At 41.0% G+C, this 22,062-nt stretch carries 18 protein-coding genes; 8 read left to right on the plus strand and 10 right to left on the minus strand.

The features are described 5' to 3' along the window. Positions 1-238: 238 nt before the first annotated feature. The 4 genes from AN390_RS17980 to AN390_RS17995 form a co-directional block, all read right to left on the minus strand. On the minus strand, positions 239-1,120 hold the full coding sequence (locus AN390_RS17980) for an NAD(P)-dependent oxidoreductase (RefSeq protein WP_055255613.1): 882 nt from the start codon (positions 1,118-1,120) through the stop codon (positions 239-241). A 149-nt stretch (positions 1,121-1,269) separates the two neighbouring features. Beyond that, entirely contained in the window at positions 1,270-1,650 is a 381-nt protein-coding gene (locus tag AN390_RS17985) for a hypothetical protein (RefSeq protein ID WP_055255614.1), read from the minus strand. Positions 1,651-1,769: 119 nt separating this feature from the next. Next, positions 1,770-3,071: a S41 family peptidase gene (locus AN390_RS17990; RefSeq protein ID WP_055255615.1), complete on the minus strand. Its 1,302-nt coding sequence runs from the start codon at positions 3,069-3,071 to the stop codon at positions 1,770-1,772. Between the two features lie 178 nt (positions 3,072-3,249). Then, the gene (locus tag AN390_RS17995) at positions 3,250-3,690 is read right to left on the minus strand and encodes a hypothetical protein (RefSeq protein ID WP_157686055.1); all 441 of its coding nucleotides are present in this window, start codon (positions 3,688-3,690) and stop codon (positions 3,250-3,252) included. A gap of 689 nt (positions 3,691-4,379) precedes the next feature. Here AN390_RS17995 and AN390_RS18000 point away from each other — a divergent pair. After that, positions 4,380-4,865: a hypothetical protein gene (locus AN390_RS18000; RefSeq protein ID WP_024032946.1), complete on the plus strand. Its 486-nt coding sequence runs from the start codon at positions 4,380-4,382 to the stop codon at positions 4,863-4,865. A gap of 27 nt (positions 4,866-4,892) precedes the next feature. Here the strand turns inward: AN390_RS18000 and AN390_RS18005 are convergent, their stop codons facing one another. Then, on the minus strand, positions 4,893-6,098 hold the full coding sequence (locus tag AN390_RS18005) for an anhydro-N-acetylmuramic acid kinase (protein WP_055255617.1): 1,206 nt from the start codon (positions 6,096-6,098) through the stop codon (positions 4,893-4,895). Between the two features lie 147 nt (positions 6,099-6,245). Between AN390_RS18005 and AN390_RS18010 the strand changes: the two genes are divergently transcribed. The 3 genes from AN390_RS18010 to AN390_RS18020 all read left to right on the plus strand — a co-directional run bounded on the left by AN390_RS18010 (position 6,246) and on the right by AN390_RS18020 (position 8,606). Then, the gene (locus AN390_RS18010; protein WP_055255618.1) at positions 6,246-6,734 is read left to right on the plus strand and encodes a GNAT family N-acetyltransferase; all 489 of its coding nucleotides are present in this window, start codon (positions 6,246-6,248) and stop codon (positions 6,732-6,734) included. A 177-nt stretch (positions 6,735-6,911) separates the two neighbouring features. Further along, positions 6,912-7,940, plus strand: a complete 1,029-nt coding sequence (locus tag AN390_RS18015; protein WP_055255619.1) for an NADP-dependent oxidoreductase — start codon at positions 6,912-6,914, stop codon at positions 7,938-7,940. Between the two features lie 48 nt (positions 7,941-7,988). After that, a complete protein-coding gene (locus AN390_RS18020; RefSeq protein ID WP_004586963.1) occupies positions 7,989-8,606 on the plus strand; it encodes a glutathione S-transferase family protein in 618 nt (205 codons plus the stop codon). A 63-nt stretch (positions 8,607-8,669) separates the two neighbouring features. Here AN390_RS18020 and AN390_RS18025 read toward each other — a convergent pair whose 3' ends face one another. Both AN390_RS18025 and AN390_RS18030 read right to left on the minus strand, forming a co-directional pair. Further along, positions 8,670-8,978 (minus strand): YkgJ family cysteine cluster protein, encoded by a 309-nt coding sequence (locus AN390_RS18025; RefSeq protein WP_004586962.1) that lies wholly within the window; start codon positions 8,976-8,978, stop codon positions 8,670-8,672. A 45-nt stretch (positions 8,979-9,023) separates the two neighbouring features. After that, positions 9,024-10,952 (minus strand): ATP-dependent DNA helicase RecQ, encoded by a 1,929-nt coding sequence (locus AN390_RS18030; protein WP_055255620.1) that lies wholly within the window; start codon positions 10,950-10,952, stop codon positions 9,024-9,026. Between the two features lie 503 nt (positions 10,953-11,455). Between AN390_RS18030 and AN390_RS18035 the strand changes: the two genes are divergently transcribed. The 3 genes from AN390_RS18035 (at position 11,456) to AN390_RS18045 (ending at position 16,597) form a co-directional block, all read left to right on the plus strand. Then, positions 11,456-12,760, plus strand: coding sequence for an NAD(P)/FAD-dependent oxidoreductase (locus AN390_RS18035; RefSeq protein ID WP_029772829.1), 1,305 nt, complete (start codon positions 11,456-11,458; stop codon positions 12,758-12,760). Positions 12,761-12,895: 135 nt separating this feature from the next. Beyond that, positions 12,896-14,986, plus strand: coding sequence for a hypothetical protein (locus AN390_RS18040; protein ID WP_055255621.1), 2,091 nt, complete (start codon positions 12,896-12,898; stop codon positions 14,984-14,986). Between the two features lie 111 nt (positions 14,987-15,097). Continuing rightward, entirely contained in the window at positions 15,098-16,597 is a 1,500-nt protein-coding gene (locus AN390_RS18045) for a DUF2235 domain-containing protein (RefSeq protein WP_055255622.1), read from the plus strand. Positions 16,598-17,017: 420 nt separating this feature from the next. Here AN390_RS18045 and eat read toward each other — a convergent pair whose 3' ends face one another. The 3 genes from eat to AN390_RS18060 are packed head-to-tail and all read right to left on the minus strand — an operon-like array spanning position 17,018 to position 20,723. Next, on the minus strand, positions 17,018-18,421 hold the full coding sequence (gene eat / locus AN390_RS18050) for an ethanolamine permease (RefSeq protein WP_055255623.1): 1,404 nt from the start codon (positions 18,419-18,421) through the stop codon (positions 17,018-17,020). A gap of 20 nt (positions 18,422-18,441) precedes the next feature. Continuing rightward, the gene (gene eutC / locus AN390_RS18055; RefSeq protein WP_055255624.1) at positions 18,442-19,320 is read right to left on the minus strand and encodes an ethanolamine ammonia-lyase subunit EutC; all 879 of its coding nucleotides are present in this window, start codon (positions 19,318-19,320) and stop codon (positions 18,442-18,444) included. Further along, complete coding sequence (locus AN390_RS18060) at positions 19,320-20,723, minus strand: ethanolamine ammonia-lyase subunit EutB (protein ID WP_055255625.1); 1,404 nt, start codon at positions 20,721-20,723, stop codon at positions 19,320-19,322. Before AN390_RS18060 ends, eutC begins: the two co-directional genes overlap by 1 nt. Before the next feature lie 219 nt (positions 20,724-20,942). Between AN390_RS18060 and AN390_RS18065 the strand changes: the two genes are divergently transcribed. Continuing rightward, positions 20,943-21,911: a helix-turn-helix domain-containing protein gene (locus AN390_RS18065; protein WP_055255626.1), complete on the plus strand. Its 969-nt coding sequence runs from the start codon at positions 20,943-20,945 to the stop codon at positions 21,909-21,911. The last annotated feature ends 151 nt before the right edge of the window (positions 21,912-22,062 follow it).

Genomic DNA, 22,062 nt, shown 5'->3' on the forward strand with positions numbered 1-22,062 from the left:
GTTTACCTGTTCACTAATTAATATCGTTCAATAAAAATGAACACCAGCATTTAGTGAACAAAAGATGGACAAGGGCTAATACAGGCAGCTATCGAAAAACTAAACTTGCAAACGAGTTTAGGCACAAATTATGAAACTTTTAAAAAAGAGTGTACTGAGGGCGAACTCGCTTTGCCTAATGTTAAAAGCAATGCATAGTAAAAACGCTGCCCATGCCGAATCACTCTTAATTGCTTTGTTAGCTGCGTTTCAAAATTGGCAATACTTCAGGTATTTCAGTATCTAACATTTCCAAAACGCTTTTAAAACCATGTATAGGTGACCACCCTAATTTGTCACATGCAGATGATGAATCATATACGCGATCTAAGCTTTGAGGTAGTTGCCAATCTCTTTGTTTAAATGCTAGCGCGATGTCAGGACATTGATGCTCGATGACAGATGCAGCATCAGTATATAGAGCTTCACAATCAGAAAGTTGAAAAGGTGTAGCGCCTGAGATTATAAAACGATTAAAACCACTTAAGCGTTTTTCCACAGAACATAAATGAGCGTTTGCTACATCACGAGCATCTATGCCACGAGTAAGGCGAAATACTGCCATTAAATCCGCAGGTTCAGGAAAACATCTCGACATTTGCAGCACAGTAACTGGAAGCTGAAACAACTTTGAAATTTCTTCTAGCTTAGCTTCAGCCTCAATTTTACTTTTATGATAAATCGACTTGGGTTGAGGTGTGACGTCTTCATTTATCCAACCTGCAATACCTTTAGGTGTTGAAGCATAGCCGTACAATGCAGTAGTGCTGGTAAAAATAAAGTGCTTAATACCTGCTTTTAATCCAGCCAGAGCGAGTTTCTCGGTCGCGTCTACGTTGATAGACTGAAACTCTGAATCAGGTACTAAACCAACATGTGGAGCGTGAAGAGCCGCTGTATGAATGATGACATCAACATTTTTAAGAGCCCGATCAATCAGATCACTATCAAGAATATCACCAATGTAATCGGCTGTTGAGCAAGGCGTTTTATCAATGCCGACCACGTCATGGGTGCACATTAATTTAATATAGGTTGCACGCCCGACTCTACCGGCAGAGCCTGTTACTAAAATTCTCACTATGACACCTTACTAATGATTGACCTCAAAGCAGCTAACTTTTCAATAACGGGCGCAGACATGTGAGGCATAATGGCGAAGCCGCCCCACGTGTATGCGTCCCAGCGAACGCAGTGAGTGTATTTATTGAGTTGTTATATGCGTGCCTTTTACAACACATGGACGTTGTTGATAGTTGCTGCATAAAATCCGTTACCTTGCGGGATAAACTCAAACTTCACTGTTAGATCCGTAATCTCACTATTAGACGGAAGATAAAAACCAAAAATTAGGTGTCCAGATTCGGTTTCCAAATATTCGGGAAAACATCTGGAAAGGTCTACATTATGGAATGTTACTGGCGATGTGTTGTCGTAATATTCCTGTACAGCAAACTTCAATTTGGCTTCTGTCCAAGTTTCTCCGTAGCTGTTTGGGCAATCCAATAGTTTCTGGGCTTCGCTGAACTTTTGTAGAGAGAGCAGCCTTAACCAATTCTGACAGTAAGACTTCACATACACTTCTTTGTTTTGTTCAGCGATAGTTAGCATGAATTCCTCAAAAGCATATAACGCTTTGCTAAGCGGCAATAAAATAGCTGGCTAAAATTAGCGAGGAACGAGCAAAAGCCAGCTGTTTTTTGTCCATTTAAGCAACTTGTTAGCAATTTTTACATCGTTCTCTGAAACTCTCGTGCATCCTCGCCAAAAGAGAGCATTTTCAATGCTACGGCTTCTTTATCTTTATATATTGCTTGCAACCGTGCTTCAGTAAACGCTTTAAAAATAATAGTTTCTTTATCAAGTAGCTCTATTTCAAAAGCTGGATCATCTAAATATTGATAAAAAAGTTTGCCATTTTCTTGAAAAACTTTGCGCTTACCATACGTACCTATAATTTGATTGAAATCACTCTGACTTGGCTGGTACTGGCTGGATTTTGCTTTAACCAATGGATAGACCCATTGATGCAAACTAAGGTTGCTACTATTACTTTTGATTAAGGAATTAAGCACCTCAGCATAAGCTACATTGAGTGCATTGTCGCTGTTCGTTTCTATATTTGGTTTTACACCTTTTCTTTCCCAATTATCTTTTGTTCGAGGGTCAACAGGTCGTGTAGATGGTAAAGTGAGAATATAATCGTTATTGACTATTTCTACACTTCTACCATGAGCGGCACCAGCAGTTACCTCTCCAACAATGGTTGCTCTAGTCAAACTTTGCATAGCATAGCTAAAGGCTTCCGCAGCGGATGCAGAATTTCTGCTGGTGAGAATATAAAGTGGAGTATCTTTAAACCTAGGACCCGGAACATATGGAGACGTCCAATCTTGCGTTTGAGTTAACACACCGTTTTCACGTTGTTCAAAGGTTGATAAGTGGACGGTATCTAAGTCAAAAAAGTAACTCGCTAAGGAAGTTACCATAAATGAGCTACCACCAAAATTGTTCCTTAAATCAATAATGATACCATCGGCATACTGTAAAAATTTCATCCCATTTTCAAGCGTCTCACCACCTAAATGACTGTCAGAGAACATTCTTATATCGAGGTAACCAATGTTTCCATCAAGCATTTCAACTTTTTTAAAACCATAGTTATCTGTCGGAGTCTCCATGGCTCGACTATCCGAAAACGCTTTAGTTTGTGCTGATGAACGGTATGTTTTCAGTTCATTTACCCATTGTGGGTCATAAACGACAGAGAGGTGTTTATCATTAGCAATTTTGTTTAATTCTAAAGTCATAAAATCAGCTATATCTTCAGCTGATTCTAGGCGACTGCAATCAGAGAGAAATAGCTTGGAGCGCATTAACTTAGATAGCTTTGTTGCCGTATTTTGAATTACGTAGTTATCTTCAAGCTGCTTAGCAATAATTTCTGACACATCACGACAATCTGCCGCAGCAACTGAATTACATAAAACTAATGAGCCAATGGCGAGGGATTTTAGTATTTTATTATTCATATTCTTCCTGAAATTTTATTATTATTTTTTAATAACGTCCGAACACACCAAAAGGGGTTAAAAAAATTTCCACATGCTAAATTAAATTGCTAACGCTCGATTAACGGGTTAAAAAATAGTGGGCTAAAATTGAGCGAAGCGAAGAGCCCGCTGTTTTTAATCCCTGTTTAATTGCTTGTTATAAGCCACTTACCACTTTAAGGTAGGATTTAGTACCAATACCGAGCTGAGCCCAAACTTTACGTTTATGATTGCCGATATAATCATATTGCTCATCCATTTCCCAAAGAGTAACTATTTGGTCAGGGAAAATATACTCTGACTCATTAAATGAATGACTCTCCGATTCATTAGCAGAAATTACTTTAAACAAAGTACTTCCATCAATATCAAACACGTCAATATCACCGAACATAAGTTGGTAATTTTCGTTTTGAGAAACCCCGATAAAGTTAACTAAGTCGTTTTCAAACTCAATTTGAAGACAGCTATCAAAATAAAAATCACTCGCCTCATCTGACAGACTGAAAAAGCCCGCAAGTAATTCTCTTACTTGCTCTCTATTCATTCCAAGTTTGACAGGTCCAATTCCATCGTGAGGCTTAATTAAAAACTCCATATCTTCCCATGGCTTATAACAATTTAATAGTGCGCTCATCGCGCATATTTCTGCCGACTTAACGCTTTATATAGTTTTAACAAATTACCTAAGGTATTACTATCACTAAGTTTTCTAAAGTTTTTAGGTAAAGTTAAATAACCCAATTTGCGCGTAGCGCTTATTTTCATGAATATATGCGCAAAGAGCAGTTTAACTAATCAATTAACGACGATATTTAGCCAATATCAATGAGCGGTTATCACTGATAAACGCCTTACTACATTTTTAACATCAGATAGCTTAGCTTTCAGAACATTCTTTTAGTACGAGTTTAAACAATAAACGCTATCCATACCGTATTAAATCAAGAAAAATAAAGTATGGAATATTAATTTAGAATCTCTATTTAATGCTTTGATTAGGTAAAGCCTAAAAAACCAAATTCTATTCCCTATGAAGAGAAGTCTATGAGAAAAACCCAAATAAGGAACGTCAGCACCATCCCTACAAGCCTTGCCACATATAGCTCTTCATGCCAGATGTGTGACAAACCATTCCAAAGTTGAATGAGAAAGAACATATAGCGATCTTTTTTGATCAAAATACAGTGATTATCCGATTAAGTGCAATTTGTCATAAAACTGCAATCAAAATAGGTGATAATTTAAACTCGAACTGTATTTTTTATAATCTAGAAGTTGAAGTAAATGAGCACACCAATGACGCAACTCACATTTGCGTTACAATCGTTTGAAGATCCTCTCTCTGCGGCTATGGGGCACACAATGGAATACGAGCAGTTAACCTTGCAAGCCAGTGCTATGCATGAAATAACGCTGCAATGCGTATTGCCTGACGACGCCCACGAAAACGATATTATTTCGCTGAGCGCAACGTATCCCAGTGCCCGTGATGCACAATACTTTACTGAAAAAGTACTCACTAACGCCGACTTAGAGCGTGGTTATGTGTATTTAACATTAAGTAAAATTACCCAAAGCCACTGCTTAGTAATGCAATTGATGCTGCATGGCTTAAATGCCACTTTAAAAAATAGTTTACAGTTTGATATGCAAGTAAATGCGTTTGAGGCTGGTTATAAAAATCAGCAAGCCCTTAAAAGCCAGACTAAGCCACACGGCGTTAAAAAATACTTTCGGAATATGAGCTCAAGTTTATTTTCGTTTTTTTAATGTGTTGGTATACAAATTTATAAAAACTTAATCAGCAAAACTCACTTTACCCATAGTGACCCCAGCAATACCCTGCGCAGTATTATTTAGGTGCTGTTGCTCACCTGCTAGGCATTCGTTGGCTAAAATGGCAAATAGTACGGCTTCTTTGGCATCGGGGTTTATGCCTAAATCATCAGTCTTTTTAAACGCTTTAATAGTCGGGCACAGCGCATTAAGGTGCGCCATTAATAATGGGTTATGAATACCGCCACCACTTGCGTACACCACACACTCTTTAGCACTTTGCGCGCATTCGTTTAACGCATTTGCAATTACCCTTGCGCTAAACATATTTAAAGTTGCCATTACATCTTCATGGCTTAAGTGCTGTGTATTTGTTTGCAGCTGAGCGGCATGCAAATACGCTAAATTAAATACTTCAGGCCCTGTTGTTTTAGGCAGCGCAAGCTCAAAAAAAGTGTTGCTACACATTGCATTTAATAAGGCTGTATTTACCTTGCCCGCTTTAGCTATTTTAGCGCCATCATCAAAGTGCATGCCTTTAAAATTCTGCTGTACGTACGCATCCATAATGGTGTTACCTGGGCCTATGTCGCTACTAAATACGCTATTTGCATCACCGCTTTTAGGTAAAAACGTTAAATTAGCAATACCACCCATGTTTAATAAAATGCGGTTCTCATTGGGGTTTGCAAAAAATAAGTAATCGCCATATACCGCAAGCGGTGCACCTTCGCCCCCTGCGGCTATGTGTTTTTGCCTAAAGTCACCAATCGTTGTAATGCCGGTAGTAACGGCTATTTGGTCGCTGTCGCCAATTTGTAGTGTGCCATTAGTAAAGCTTTTATGATTATGCTGCGACTGTGGGCAGTGGTAAATTGTTTGCCCGTGACTGGCTATTACATCAATACTTGCTGGATTCACCTGCCAAGTATGTAAGCACTGATTAACCATATCGCCATGGAGTTTACCCACCCATGGATGCAGTAAGGTAACAAGTTCTAAGTCACACTCTCGTTTGGCAAATACCTGCTTTATTTTACTTTTATACTCGTTGTTATAGTCAACGGTGGTAAAGTTCAGCACTTCAATTTGCGTATTTATACCTGCGCCCGTTACCTTACACAGTGCTACATCGAGCCCATCTAACGAGGTACCACTCATTAAACCTATAATTAAACGGCTTGGTTTTTGGGCACTATTATAAAGGGCAGCTATGTGTGGGTGCATAAAGGTATCTTAAACAGGTATCATATTTTGCTTATATTAGAGTACTTTAAAACAAAGTTATAGGCGTAAACGGTTAATCTTTGTGATTGTGCAATCTCTAATTGCTTGCTAAGTTGACCCGTATGCAACAGACACTTTATTAAAACAATGATCACCCTAAGAGACTTTAAACCAAAGGACGCGCCACATATTATTAATACCTTAAACGATGAACAGGTTACGCGCTTTTTATCCTCTAAAATTCCATTTCCGTATACTCAAGCCGACGCCGACTGGTGGATAAACCAAGGCTCTAAAAGTGGAATAGTTAAGGCCATTGTTGTAGATGAGCAATTTGCGGGGTGTATTGGTATCACCCCTGGAGAATTTGAATATAGCCGCAGTGGCGAAATAGGCTATTGGCTTAATAGCCACTTTTGGGGGCAAGGAGTAATGAGCCAGGCTATTTCGCAAATTTGCGATGACGCATTTAAAAGCTCAAACCTAAACCGTATTTTTGGCGCTGTATTTGCTGGCAATACTGGCTCTATAAAGGCACTCACTAAATGCGGTTTTAAGGCCGAGGCTGTTCTCAAACAGGCAATTTATAAAAATGGTGTGTTTTACGATAGCCATATTTTTAGCAAGCTAAAATAAACCGTTTAGAATAAATACTCTGCAAAGCTTGAATTACCAGCCTCGCGCCCAAAGCTCGTGTATTAAGGTACAAATTTTTATTTTCGTATAACTTAGCGCGCATTATTGTTTAGGCTCAACCTGGTTTTAAACGCGTAAACATTCGCTAAGTAAATTCACTCTTAAGAGGAGATTTTTATGTCTGCAACTAGTCGTCAACTTACTTTAGCATCACGCCCGCACGGTGCCCCTACCGATGAAAACTTTGAACTTAAAACAGTAGATTTACCAGCGCTTAAAGATGGCGAGGTGCTGCTGCGCACTATTTACCTATCACTTGACCCATACATGCGTGGCCGCATGAGCGATGCAAAGTCGTATGCCGATCCGGTTAATGTGGGCGATGTAATGGTAGGCGCTACCGTATGCCAAGTAGAAGAGTCTAAAAACGATAAATACAGCGAAGGCGAATGGGTACTTGCTTACACCGGTTGGCAAGATTACGCCATTACTAACGGCGAAGGCCTTATGCAATTAGGTAAAGAGCCAGAAAATCCATCGTACGCACTCGGTATTATGGGTATGCCTGGCTTTACAGCCTACATGGGCTTACTTGATATTGGCGCACCTAAAGAAGGCGAAACCGTCGTAGTAGCTGCAGCGACAGGGCCGGTTGGCGCAACCGTTGGCCAAATAGCCAAAATTAAAGGCTGTAAAGTGGTAGGCGTTGCTGGTGGCAGCGAAAAATGTACACATGCTGTTGAAAAGCTGGGCTTCGATGCCTGTATTGATCACAAAGCGGATGACTTTGCAGAGCAGCTAGAAAAAGCCTGTGATAACGGCATAGATGTTTATTATGAAAATGTGGGCGGTAAAGTGTTTGATGCCGTATTACCTCTACTTAATACCGCAGCCCGTGTGCCACTGTGTGGTTTAGTATCGCAATATAATTCTACCAGCCTCCCAGATGGGCCTGATCGTATGGGAATGCTAATGGGGCAGTTGCTTACTAAACGTATTAAAATGCAAGGCTTTATAATTTTTGACGACTACGGCCACCGCTACGACGAATTTGCACAAGACATGCAAAAATGGCTTAAAGAAGGCAAAGTACAATACCGCGAACACATGGTAGAAGGTATTGAAAACACCATTAGCGCGTTTAACGATATGCTAAATGGTAAAAACTTTGGTAAAACCGTTGTTAAAATTAACGAGCCACTTTAAATTTTATAAAGCGTTACTGCACATGTAGTAACGCCAACAAGGACTGACATGATTAAACTACACCATTTAAATAAATCGCGCTCAAAACGTATTATTTGGCTTTTAGAAGAGCTTGATGTTGATTACGAAATTGTTGCCTACCAGCGCAACACAGAGACCTTTTTAGCGCCTGACGAACTTAAAAAAGTACACCAATTAGGTAAGTCACCAGTGATTGAAGACGATGGCTTAATTGTTACCGAATCTGGCGCGATCACCGATTATTTAATTACTAAATACGGTAACGGTAAATTTGCACCAAAAGCCGGCACTGCCGAATATGTTGAGTATCAACAATGGCTTCACTTTGCGGAAAGCTCAGCTATTTTACCGCTACTGCTTAAAATGTTTGTTTTAAAAGATGGCGCTAAAACAGAGTTTTTAGAAAATTACGCCGATGCAGAAACCGTAAAAGTAATTAGCTACTTTAACGACCGACTACAAGGTAAACGTTATTTAGTCGGCGACACGTTAACCGGTGCCGATATTATGATGTCGTTTATTGTAGAAATAGTTAAAAACTCAGGCCAACTTGCCCACTTTAAACACCTTGTAAAATACGATGAGCAATTACAAAGCCACGAGAAATTTCATACAGCTAATGAGTTAGAAGCTAAATACGATTAATTAACTAAACACAGATAAACCAAAGGGGCTTTTTAAGCCCCTTTTTTAGTGCATATGTTTTTATTAAATACCCGCTATTTCGCGCTCTGTAATACACTCGTTTGAGGCCATTTCAAACTCGCGGCACGTAAGTGGGCGGTTTTCGTAAATGGTACACATTAGGGTATTGCGGTCGAGTGCTTGGCACCAGCCGTCGTCTGCGCGTTTCATTACTTCGCTGCCCCATTTGTCGTAATCAATGTACTGAAAAGGCACGCCCGTGTCGGTCACTATGCGCACTTCTAATTGGCAGCAACATGCCTGGCAATTAGCGCAGGTTACGGGCTCAGGTGTAGAGGAAATAGTTTTACTTGGAATAACAGTATTAGGCATAGTGACTTACTTTTTTGAATAAGCCACTAGGATACAGTAACTAATTTAACGCGCTAGTAGTTTTGCTTTTATATCGCTGTAACGCATCTGCTCACAAAGCGCAAAACCACTCAGTTGGCGTACTTTATTACGTGCAAATAATGGCACGCTCATGCCCGCTAAAAAGCGGCACTGGGTTTCAATACCTACACTGTGAATACCTTTTGTTGTCATGTGCGCTAAAAACTCATCCACTTTTTGATAAACAACGTCATCGGCAATGTGAGCAGGCTCTATTGAATATTCAAGTTTTACAGCATTACCACGGCATACACTACAATGCCCGCATTGCACTGGCGCATTTTGGTCGTCAAAATAGCGCGCCAAGTTATAGCTTAAGCAACTTTGTAGCTCAAAAAAGCGTACCAATGCAGCTATACGTTTAATCTCGGCTTGTTCTTTTTCGATAAAATAACTGTGTAATTGTTTTGCAAGTTCAGGGTTATTTATAACCTCACTATGCACTTTGTAAACTTGGGTAATACGTTTGGTTTCAAGGGTTATTAGGTTTTTTTCGGCTAGGTAATCAAGCGCTGCTACTACGCGTTTACGGTCAACTTGGGCAGCTTGGGTAAGGGTGTCAAAATTAAGCGTGCCCCATATTTTTTTAAAATCGGTGTGGCTAAATATTTGCGTTAAAAAGGCTTGGCGCGGCTCGTCAAACTGGCTCAGTAGCTCGTTTTTATCAACCAAAAACTTGTATTTAAAATCGGCGTAATAGGCGTACTGCGGCGTTATTGCGCCTTGCATTTCTAGTTGTACCAGCAATGTTTTAAGCGCTAATTGGCGAATATTACTTTCGCTCGATAAGCTGTATTCTTGCATTTCCCATTGCTGCGGCTGGGCTTTAATATCGTTAATTACGTATTCAATGCCGCTCAGCTCAGGGGTGTCGCCATACACAAAGTTTTCTACTGTGTTTAGGCCATCTAAATTAGCCAAGGTGTAACAGTTTGATGGGTTGCCATCGCGCCCTGCGCGGCCAATTTCTTGGCTGTAGTTTTCAATTGATTTTGGTAAATCGTAATGAATAACAAAGCGAATATCTGATTTATCAACGCCCATACCAAAGGCTATAGTTGCCACAACAACGTTAATTTTACCCGCCATAAAATCATCTTGAATTTGCCACCTTAGTGTATCTTCAAGCCCTGCATGATACGCAACCGCTTTAATACCTTGCGCACTTAGCGTATTAGCCACTTGCTCGGCACTTTGCTGAAGCGTTACATACACAATACCTGGGCCATTTTGCGCACGCACTATGTTTGTAAGCTCAGTGTTTTTATCAGCCGTTTTTACACTTAGCACACTTAAATCGAGGTTAGCGCGGTAAAAGCCGGTTTGTACAATACACTCAGGGGCAATATTAAAACGCTCGCTCATGTCGCGTTTTACTTTTTTAGTGGCTGTGGCGGTGAGTAATAGTACCAGTGGAATATTTAGCTCTTCGCGGTATCGCGGTAGTTTAAGGTAGTCGGGTCTAAAGTTATGGCCCCATTCAGATATACAGTGCGCTTCGTCTACCACCAGCATAGACAGCGCAACTTGGCTTATAAACTCTCTAAAACGCTCGTTTTTAAAACGCTCAACCGACACCATTAACACTTTAATTTTACCATTTCGCACATCGTTCATTACGGTGCTGCTTTGCATTTGGTCTTGGCTCGAATCAAGGCTTGCCGCATAAATACCTTTACTATTTAAAAAGCTAATTTGATCTTTCATCAATGCAAGTAAAGGCGACACCACCAAGGTTAAGTTTGGTAAATGCATAGCTGTTAGCTGATAACACAACGACTTACCCGACCCCGTAGGAAATATAGCCAGTGACGATTGCCCATTTAAAAGCTGCTCAATGGTTTGCTGTTGCCCTGCTCTAAATTGGCTAAAACCAAAATGCTGCTCAAGTGATTTAATTAATGGCGTGGTCATAAATATCCTTTTTGGCTAGGGAATGGGCTTTAACAGCAAAAGTGCAACGTAAATGAAATATTTGCATATAGCCCAAAGCATCTCAATATAAGAGTGTCTGTTGGCATTAAAAGCAATTTAGATAATGCATAGATTGCAAGTATTAGCGGCTTTATTGCAATAATCCACAAAGCACTAAAACCTACTTAAAATCAATAGGTTAAAATAATTAAAAGCATTTAATATCAGCGTTATACCCTATTAAAAGCAAGCTGTCTTTTATGTAAAGTAGCGCCTTTATATTAGGGCCCTGTAAAGCGCTAAATTTTTCATACTGAGGCAATTTAGACCTTAGTATACAACAAATAAGCTTATCAATTGCTGACATATGTTTTATTTAGGCGCAAAATACGCACCAGATGCTCAATGGTGTTAACAGCCAAGCTAATTTTGTATACCCAAGTGATTTTTTATAAGCGTTATAAGCAGATTATTTGGGTATATTATTTTTTAAGGGCATTGCTATGAATATAACTAAACCTAAAATCGTCGTTATTGGCGGTGGCGCAGGCGGACTAGAGCTGGCAACACAATTAGGGCATAAATTAGGGAAGAAAAAACAAGCCGAAATTCTTTTAATCGATAAAAACCGCACCCACATATGGAAGCCGTTACTACACGAAGTAGCGACAGGCTCTATTGACCCCGATTTAGATGGCGTTGTGTATTCAGCCCACGCTGCAAAACATCATTATAATTTTCAGCTTGGTACATTTTGCGATATAGACCAAAGCAATAAAACCATTACCCTTGCACCGCACCTTGATGAGCTAGGCCACACTATTTTGCCGCAGCGCAGCGTACGCTACGACCACCTTGTTATTGCCATTGGCAGCGTAAGCAACGACTTTAATACCCCAGGCATAAAAGATCATTGCTACTTTTTAGACTCAAATCAGCAAGCTGAGCGTTTTCAGCATTCTCTACTCGACAGCTTTACTCGCCTTCACCAAGACGACAACCAACAACAATCATTAAATATTGCCATTGTGGGCGGCGGCGCAACCGGTGTTGAGCTCTCAGCAGAGCTTTACCATGTATCTGAATTATTAAAGCTTTACGGCCTTACAAATATGTCGTCTAAGCGTTTACATATTCATTTAATAGAAGCGGGGCCCCGTATTTTGCCCGCCCTACCCGAGCGCATAGCCGATAGCGCAAAACGCGAGTTATTAAAACTCGGCGTAAACGTACGAGAGCAAACACTGGTAAAAGAAGCCACCGAACAAGGGTTTATAACAAAAGACGAAGAACACATAGACGCCGATATAATGGTATGGGCTGCAGGTGTAAAAGCGCCAGACTTTATTAAAGATTTAGGTATTTTTGATCTTACCCGCAGTAACCAAATTCAAGTAAACGAGTTTTTACAAAGCACCGTAGATGAAAGCATTTTTGTTATTGGTGATTGCTGCGCCTTTACCCAAGAAGACGGAAAGCTTGTACCCCCACGCGCACAATCGGCGCATCAAATGGCGCTATGTGTAGAAAAAAACCTCATTGCCACGTTAAAACAACAGCCATTGTGCGGCTTTAAATATAGCGACCATGGCTCACTCGTTAATTTATCGCGCTACAGTACGGTAGGTAATTTAATGGGTAACTTAACCAGCAATACCTTTTTTATAGAAGGTAAAATTGCTCGCTTTATGTATATATCACTGTATCGCATGCACCAGCGCGCCATACACGGCAGCGCAAAAACCTTTGCGTTATGGATAAGCGAAAAAGTACTGCGCGTAGTACGCCCTAAAATGAAACTGCACTAGAACATAAACAGCAGCTAAATAGTCAAGAAGCTTTAATAGGTAATGTAAATTATCTTTTAAAGCTTTTTTGCTTTATGCGTATCTAAAATAGTACCATGCAGTTAGATGTAATTGTAATTCAAGGGATTGACGCTAATGAAAAAAGTACTTTTTGGGATTGTAATAATCACTGCTTTAGCTGTTTATTTTTTTCAAACTCAACCGCACTCTGTAGCTGTAGAGCAAGCAGAACAAGTTAAACCAACCACCTCTCAGACCAGCGTAGTTAATAAAAAGCAGCCAAATGAGGACTCACCGCTACAGGTAGTTAATAAACTAAAAAAACAGATTAGCCTGTGTAGAGATCAGTCACAACAACAAAGCAATAAAGTACAAACATTGAATCAATCGCTTGTTTCATTTTTTGTAAGTGAACTTAAAAAAGGGACATCGGTATCCACGCTTTTAAAGTATACAGATTTATCAAAAATCAATCAGCGTACATACATTGCCCTTTTAAAAGATGCCATTATTGCAGAGCAAAAGCAGCAACTTAACATTACTAGCTCTTTAAACGAGTTAGCTAATTGGCAAGGTATTGAGGCAATTAAGGGCTTCACCAATGATAAAGTAAAAGAAATGATTCAACAGCTTGGAGATAATAAGCATAACCCTCCAGGACTTACTCTGAGTGTACCCCTTGATGAAAATGTACAAAAAGAAACCCTTTATGCTTTATTAAACAACACCGATACATTTACCACTTACTCTAAAACCTTTATTAAACTTGAAGGCAGTGAGGTAATTTCTCCGGCGACATTGTTTGTGCTTAATGCAAATAAATTTACGCCAAAAGAGTTTGAGCAGGCAATTTCATCTAACCAATTTACAGTGAATGAAGTGGCTACCGCTATAAAAAACGATATTCCAAATGAGTATATTATTGCGCTTTTACAGCAAGTTCCCGTGCTAGATGCCCTGCCGTTATACGAAAAAAACACTGTTTTATATAACTTAGCCGATATTGCGGTCAGTAAATTTAATTTACCTCTTGTAAAAGCACTGCAAAAAAAAGGGATTACGCCAACCAACGAGCCAGGCCTATTTACAGGTTTAGACGTGGCTATTGTAAACCTGCCTAAAAGCGGTAACTTAACCCTAGCCCCATTAGATACTAAGCACACCCAGCTTTTAGATTATCTTAAAAAGCGTGGTTACAAAGCACATAGCGGCAATGCGAATGAAGACCTAAATAGCAAAGGGGTATTTTTTGTAAATGACTTTATTTACCAGCAAGGGGCCTATATTAATAAGCAGGACAACCCAGCGCAATACGCTTACTTTAGCCCTATTAGTAAAATTAACAATAACGCGTTACCCCAAATAACTGAGCCTGATAATTCTGATGTTGCCCTTTTTTCAGTAGATTTAAAGCAGCAAAAAGCGCAGCTAAACAATAAAAGGCAAAACTGTGAGCTGTTACAACAACAGTTAAAAGATACAGAGCAGCTGCACACAGTAATGCAAGCTTATGACAAAGTTCAACAGGTTAAAAATAAGCACGGATCTAACTTTGTACGTGTTTTGCACGATATAGACCCTGTTTTAGTCAATTATTGGTGGAGTAGTCTGAGTAACCAGCTTTCAAACGATAGAAGCCAAAGCACATTTAACGAATATTTATCTAAGAAAGAATATCAAAAAGCTTATGAATACAGTCTCAGTACGGTATTAACTCAAGCCGAAACCGATACGCTTTTTTCTTTATTACTCTTAAACCCTGATGATTTAATCACTACTTGGCAAAACCGCATAAACCCTAAGCCACCGCGTGAGTTAACACGATTAAGCCGCTTTTCGCTAAATCATTGGCAAGCACTCGCACAGGCGGGTTTTGATTTTTCGATTACCGATATACATGGGCGCGACGTTTATACACAAGCTGCATCGTCTTCTTCTGAGGCAGTACAATTTTTAATTGATAATAAAATACCGGCTGATCCAAGTAAGCTTGGCGTAGATATACTCGACTTAGCACTAGAGCAAAGTTACACCAAAGGGGAGTTAAGCCCAATGATTCCTTTAGCTTTGCAGCTTGTGGAAAAATTTGAGCCAAACCACTTAGCCCGCGTAGCACGATTAAAAATGTTTTACCCTGAGGTTTATCAGCAGTTAATTCAGCTAAACCCAGCGCTTAAGCCTGCCCAGGGCACAGAGCTAAATCATTATATGTTTGATAATCACTAAATAACCCGCTAAGCACGCTAACGCCTCTTAGCGTGCTATTTGAAAAATTAATGTCTTTAATATTTAACATTGCCTGTGTAGAGTATTTAAAACAATTAAAGGATTAGGGCTATGACGGGTAAAACGCTAATTTTTAATTTTGATGGTACTGGGGGCGAGCCTCGCGATGCAGAGCAATTTAGCTCAGACCATTTTAAAGAAGACAGCAGTATTTCTAATATTCTAAAGCTGCATTTATTATTAGGCGGCAAACTCGATGACTCCCCCACCACTCCATTTACAAACCAGCTTAGCTTTTATTATCAAGGTATTGGCACTAAAGGTAGCCGCTTAAAACGTATTTTAAACCAAACTTTAGCGCCACGTGGTGACGATGTTGCTAGTATTTTAAATCAAGCCATGGGTGATTTTAAAGCGCATTACCAACTAGGCGATACCCTTTTACTTACCGGCTTTAGCCGAGGCGGCGCACTCGCTAGGCGTTTTGCAAAAATCCTAGAACCTTTAATTAGCGATAATGTTTACGTATGTGTATTTGATACCGTGGCCTCAATAGGTTTATCAAAAGTCAGTAAAGCAACGCGCGGTGCCGAGCATGTAATATTTGAAAACCACACCATTGCTAATAATATTTCGCAGGCACTGCACTGCGTAGCACTTGATGAAAAACGCCGTGCGTTTGAACCCACCCTAATGAACCATCAAAATAATATTACCGAGCTTTGGTTTGCAGGGGCGCATTCAGATATTGGCGGCGGTTATTACCGCGATGGCCTAGCTGATATTTGCCTACGCTATGCGCTTGAATGGTTAATTGAGCAACCACTTAATATTAGTTTATTAACCAGTCACGACATTGACTACGAAACCTTATTGCCTGGCAGTAAATTAGTTGACCAAGACGATGTAACCGTAACGCCCGATCCTCTGGCTTTAAGTCATCAGCAAAATTACTTTTGGTTTAATCCCTTTTTTAAATTGGTGGATAGGGAGTGCTATGTACTTATTAATAACGAAGCCAGCAACCTAGAACCACATATACATCAAAGCGTAGCTACACGAATTAATAAACTAACTAGCTATCGCCCAGAATCGCTTAAAAACCTGCATTACAAAATTAGGTATAACGATAACAGCACATTAAGCTTTACTGGTTTAAGCCAACACATTGCCCTTGAAAACCAAAACATGAGCGTATTACAAGTTTCGCAAAGCCAAGATGTAATAGTGTTTGCCAGCGAGGCACATAACAATACCGGGCTTATGTTAGTTGAAGGCGCAACTTATAAGTTTGAACCTTACCCTAATCAATTTTGGTATGACGACGGCATAAAATGCACTGCAAGCGGCTGGCACCGCGATAATGTGCAATTAGGGGTTAAAGAAATCCCCATGGCATTGCTTGAACCATTTAGACGACTTCCAAGAGCGCAGTGGTTCTCTTTGGTTGGCGCAATTAACAATAACGACGAATATTTATTTGAAATAGCCAATGGCGCTACAGTAACCATTACTAAATCAGGTGAATTTAGCCCCTTTGCCAATGACTTAAGCCGATTTTACGGCGCCAATGCAGGGAAAATAAAAGTAAAAGTAACCCGCATAAGTTAAATGGGCTGTAGACGAGCAGTTTGCTGGCGTTTAAAAACAATGCTTTAACCGAGGTATAAAGTGATTGTTTCACCACCGAGAAGCGAAGGAGAATACCTAGAGAAGTGACTAAACGTTACGGGTGTTTTCTCTGTGTAGCGCGAAGCGCCTCGGTGTACTCGGTGGTGATATACAGATAACTTATACTAATTTACTTTGGCTGCTCGTTTACTTCTCTCTCTTCTCTTTGTGCATTTTTGTATTAAAGATCAATAAATCACTAAGAGGTTTAGAGGCGCTTCACTTTTAGAGAAGCAACTAGCATTTTGCGCGAGCAAGCTTCGTGCCTACCGACAAAATTAACACAGAGGTAAATTACCTTGTAGAAGCGCAGCTTGCTGGCGTTTTAAAAGCAACACTTTTACCCTAGTGTTAACCCCCTTAATTTGAGGCGGCTAAGTCCGCTTCAGCGTCGGCAAGCATAGCAAACTCTTCATCTGCACTTTTAGCGACTAAATGCTTAGCGCTATAGCCAAAGTAATAAGCTGCACCAATCACAAATAGCACTACGGTGTATAAAAATGCACGAGGGTCAAACGCATACACACCCGTTAATGCAATAAGCGATAACACTAGCGCAATACCCGATGTAACCACGCCACCTGGCGTTTTATACGGGCGAGCTAAATTAGGTTGCTTAATACGTAACATTATATGGCTCAGCGCCATTAACGCATACGATACCGTTGCACCTACCACCGCCATGGCTAGCATTAAATCGCCCTCGCCACTCAGTGAGGCAATAAATCCAAAAATAGCGGGTACAACTAACGCACGCGCGGGTACTTTGCGCTCTGTAGTAATTGATAACGAACGCGGCAAATAGCCCGCACGCGAAAGCGCAAACACTAAACGGCTATAACCATAAATAATCGAAAAGAACGACGCGACCAGCCCCGCTAAACCTAAAATATTTACTACAGTGGCTAAGCTTGTATTGCCCGTGGCGTTAAGCGCATCAACTAAAGGAACTGCACTGGCGCCCATTGCGTTTGCACCACCAGCAGCTGGAACTAATACCACAACAAGTAAAGCGGTAAACAGTAAAAATAACATAGCGCCAATAATGCCTTTAGGTACATCTTTAGCCGGATTTTTAGCTTCTTCGGCTGCAAGCGGCACGCCTTCTACTGCTAAAAATAACCACATAGCAAAAGGCAATGCAGCCCAAACACCATACCAACCAAGTGGTAAAAATTCATTTGCACCTGCAGCATTAGTTACCGCAACATCAAATAAATTAGCCGCGTCAAAATTAGCAATTAACGCCACGGCAGTGGCAATAATAGCCAATACTGCTAAGCCACTTATCACCATCATTACTTTTAACGCTTCACCCACACCCGCTAAATGAATACCTACAAACGTTAAATAAAACAGTGCATATACCCACGGGCCATTAAAACCCGTTAACGCCTCAACCGCCGAGCCAATAAATATAACAATGGCGGCGGGGGCTAATGCATATTCAATTAATACCGCAAGGCCAGTTAAATAACCCCCAGCTGGGCCCATTGCTTGTCGTGCAAAACTGTAACCGCCACCCGCCGCAGGAATTGCTGCCGACATTTCAGCAAGCGATAACACCAGCGTTAAATACATTATTGCCATTAACACGGCAGCAATGGCAAATCCGCCCCAGCCGGCTTCGGCTATGCCAAAGTTCCAGCCTGCAAAGTCGCCCGAAATTACATACGACACCCCTAGCCCTGCAAGCAATAACCAGCCCGCAGTGCCACTTTTTAACTGCCTTTGTGCAAGATACTCTTTATTGTTATTAGACATATTGACCTCTTTTTATGGTTTTATTCCGCGATTAAAAAATTTGTGGTTTGAACCTGATGCTCTATTACATCGTCTTGTGTTCTGTCTTTTAAGTTAACCCCAGTAAGCCCGCACTTTTTGGCCTCTTGCAGTAAATATACGGCTCTTCGGGCAGCCTCAAAGTAGCTAAGCCCTGCAGGGCGAATGTTAGAAATACAATTACGGCACGCATCGTTAAGCCCCGTTTTTGGCTCCCACGTTAAGTAAAGGCCAAGGCTGTCGGGGGAGCTAAGTCCTGGGCGCTCACCAATTAATACCATTACCACTTGTGCGTTTAACAGCTCGCCAATGTCATCACCAATCGCTACGCGACCTTGCTCTACTAGGGTAATTGGCGCAATTTTGTAAGGTGAGGGCTCAGTAGGAAGCTGCTTTAAAAGCTCGCTTATAAATGGCGCTGCGTTTTTTTGTACCGCCAACGACGAAAGCCCATCAACTACTACAATGGCTAAATCGTATTGCGCCTGAGTACTGTTTTGCCTACTTTGCATAGTGTTTAAAAGCGTTGTACGCCCTGCTTGGTTTAGCTTTCGGCCTAAATCGGGGCGCTGTAAATAGGTAACACGATCAACAGCCTCACTTTGTACACTTAGCGGTTTTTCAACCTCGCTAAGCGCATCAATAGCACTGAGAGTTTTTGTCATTTCGCTAATATCTAACGGAAAGTTAACCGCATCGCGCGCCTGAGCATGCGATAGCTGAAACGCTAGCATTTCAGATGTAGGTAAACTAATGCCTGCCCGGCCGAGGCCTATACGGGCATCGGTAAAACGACGTAAATCGCTCCATGGGTTTTCAACCACTTTGCCATTATCGTGATCGTGGCTGCTTTGCGTGTTTATGCTTTTAACCGCTTTCATTACATCCCTCCATGTACAGCTTTTAATGGCTTAGCAAAGGCAGTTGGTAAGGTGTTTGATAAAATAGTCTCGGCGGTATTTTCCATAATTTTCATTTTGCTAAGCCACGCTTCAAACTCGGGCGCTGGGCGCGAGCCTAAAACTCGGCGCACATATAAGGCATCATGAAATGAGGTAGTTTGGTAATTAAGCATAATATCGTCCGAGCCTGGAATCCCCATTACAAACGAGCAACCCGCCACGCCTAATAAGGTGAGTAAGTTATCCATATCGTTTTGGTCGGCCTCGGCGTGGTTGGTGTAACACACATCGCACCCCATAGGTATGCCTAAAAGCTTGGCACAAAAGTGATCTTCAAGCCCTGCGCGGGTAATTTCTTTACCATCAAATAAATACTCGGGGCCAATAAAGCCTACAACAGTATTAACTAATAAAGGGTTAAACTTACGTGCTACAGCATAAGCACGCGCCTCACAGGTTTGCTGGTCAAGCCCATGGTGTGCATTAGCCGAAAGCGAGCTGCCTTGCCCGGTTTCAAAATACATTACATTATTGCCAACCGTGCCACGCTTTAAGCTCAGCGCAGCATCTTGCGCCTCAGCTAGTGTATTTAAATTAAAACCAAAGCTTGAGTTAGTAGCTTCTGTACCGCCTATTGACTGAAACACCAAATCAACCGGCGCGCCTGCTTCTATGCATTCTATGGTGTTAGTCACATGGGTAAGCACACAGCTTTGTGTTGGAATTTCGTATTTTTGAATTACATCATCCATCAGCGTCATTAACTTAATGGCTTGCGCTACGTTGTCGGTGGCGGGATTAATACCAATTACCGCATCGCCATTGCCGTATAAAAGGCCATCAAGCATGCAGGCAGCTATACCATTTATGTCATCGGTTGGGTGGTTAGGTTGCAAGCGGGTTGATAAATGCCCAGGCAAGCCTATGGTGTTTCTAAACGCGCTTTTTACGTGGCACTTTTTAGCAACAAGTATGAGATCTTGATTACGCATTATTTTACTTACCGCAGCGGCCATTTCAGGGGTAATGGCTTGCCTAACACTTGCAAGTACCGCAGGCGTTGCAAAATCACTTAATAACCAGTTTCTAAAATCTCCCACGGTTAAGTGCGATATAAGCTTAAAAGCGTTTGCATCGTGCTCATCAATAATAAGGCGTGTAATTTCGTCTTGCTCGTAGGGAATAAGTACATCGTTTAAAAATGTTTTTAGCGGTACTTCGGCCAATGTCATCTGCGCTACAGCGCGCTCTTGTGCCGATTGTGCAATAACTCCCGCTAACCTATCGCCCGAGCGCTGCGGCGTAGCTTTAGCCATTAACTGCGCTAAGCTCTTGAATTGATAAGTATGTGTTCCTAAAGTATAACTGTACGTATGCCCCATGATTTACTCCGCATAACTAATATTACAAACCTTGGTATAGGTCTTGCCTCATATAAGCTATAAATCAATTTTGAATAGTCACAAGAAGGCTTAATTTGTACCAAGTGGCTATCGAGTTTTGGCAAATCACGTTTTATTATTTTATTTCAGTAAGTTAATGCCTTTATTTGGCATTCACTTAAACTAAAAATATGTTTACTTTAAAAGAGCATCACCTATATGGCGCAGCAAGGCAGCAACAACGCACCACAAAAGAGCAAGGTATACACGCACGATATTGACGAGCAAGCCCATAACCTCACTCAATGGCAGCAAAAGTACGACCAAGTAAGCGATGGCCGCTTTTATGGCTGTATAGAAGGCGTAAATTACAACGATATTCATGCTTTTAAAGAGTACACCGAGCGTGCGCTGCGCCAGCAATGCAACATAGCGCCTAACTCTATTTGGCTTGGCATACCGAGTCAGTCGCAACAAAGCAAAATTAATGGTCTTGATGTAGCGAGCAATCAATTTATGTGCCGTACCAGCAGCAGCGACTTTGAGCTAATTACCCCTGAACAATTTGATATTTACGGTTTGGTTATTGATTGGCATTCCATTGAGTACATGGCGCAGTTACAAGGCGTAACAATTAAAAACCTATCATCTGCACAATCTGCTCGTTTAACGGTAAGTGACTCATCGCTGCAAACAGCAAGGCAAATTATTAATAGTATGGTTGCCTGTAAAGGTTTTGGGCTTAAACCAGAATCACAGCAAGATATGCTTAGTATGCTAGCACTGCATTTACTGCAAGCCGATAACCCGCAGCAAAACATAGCCCCAAGCTACAAACACCGTAAAGCGGTGGTCGACAAAGTAAAAGAGTACGTGGCAGCCAACCCACAAAAAACAATAACCATAACCGAACTTTGCGAGCTTACTTTTGTTAGTAGGCGCACGCTGCAGTACAGTTTCGAAAGCATTTTAGGTATTAACCCGCTTAGGTTTTTACGTTTAACCCGACTTAACAATGTAAGGCGCGAGCTTAAAGTGGTTGGTCTAACTAAACCTATATCTATCATAGCGGCCAATTGGGGGTTTTGGCACGCAGGGCAATTTACTAAAGATTACACGCAGTTATTTGGCGAAAACCCATCTCAAACCATCGCCAATAATTTAAAAGAAGGTTCCTTAGATTGTTAGATGCGCCATAGCTCGTAAATAAAGCCAATGCATTCACAAAGAGGTTTAGAGGCGCTTCGCTTTTAGAGAAGTAATTAGCATTTTGCGCAAGCAAGCTTCGCGCCTTGTATCTCTCGTTGATAAATGATTAGCTATCATTTATCACATCGAA

It is taken from the genome of Pseudoalteromonas sp. P1-11 (assembly GCF_001399995.1).
Classification (GTDB): domain Bacteria; phylum Pseudomonadota; class Gammaproteobacteria; order Enterobacterales; family Alteromonadaceae; genus Pseudoalteromonas; species Pseudoalteromonas atlantica.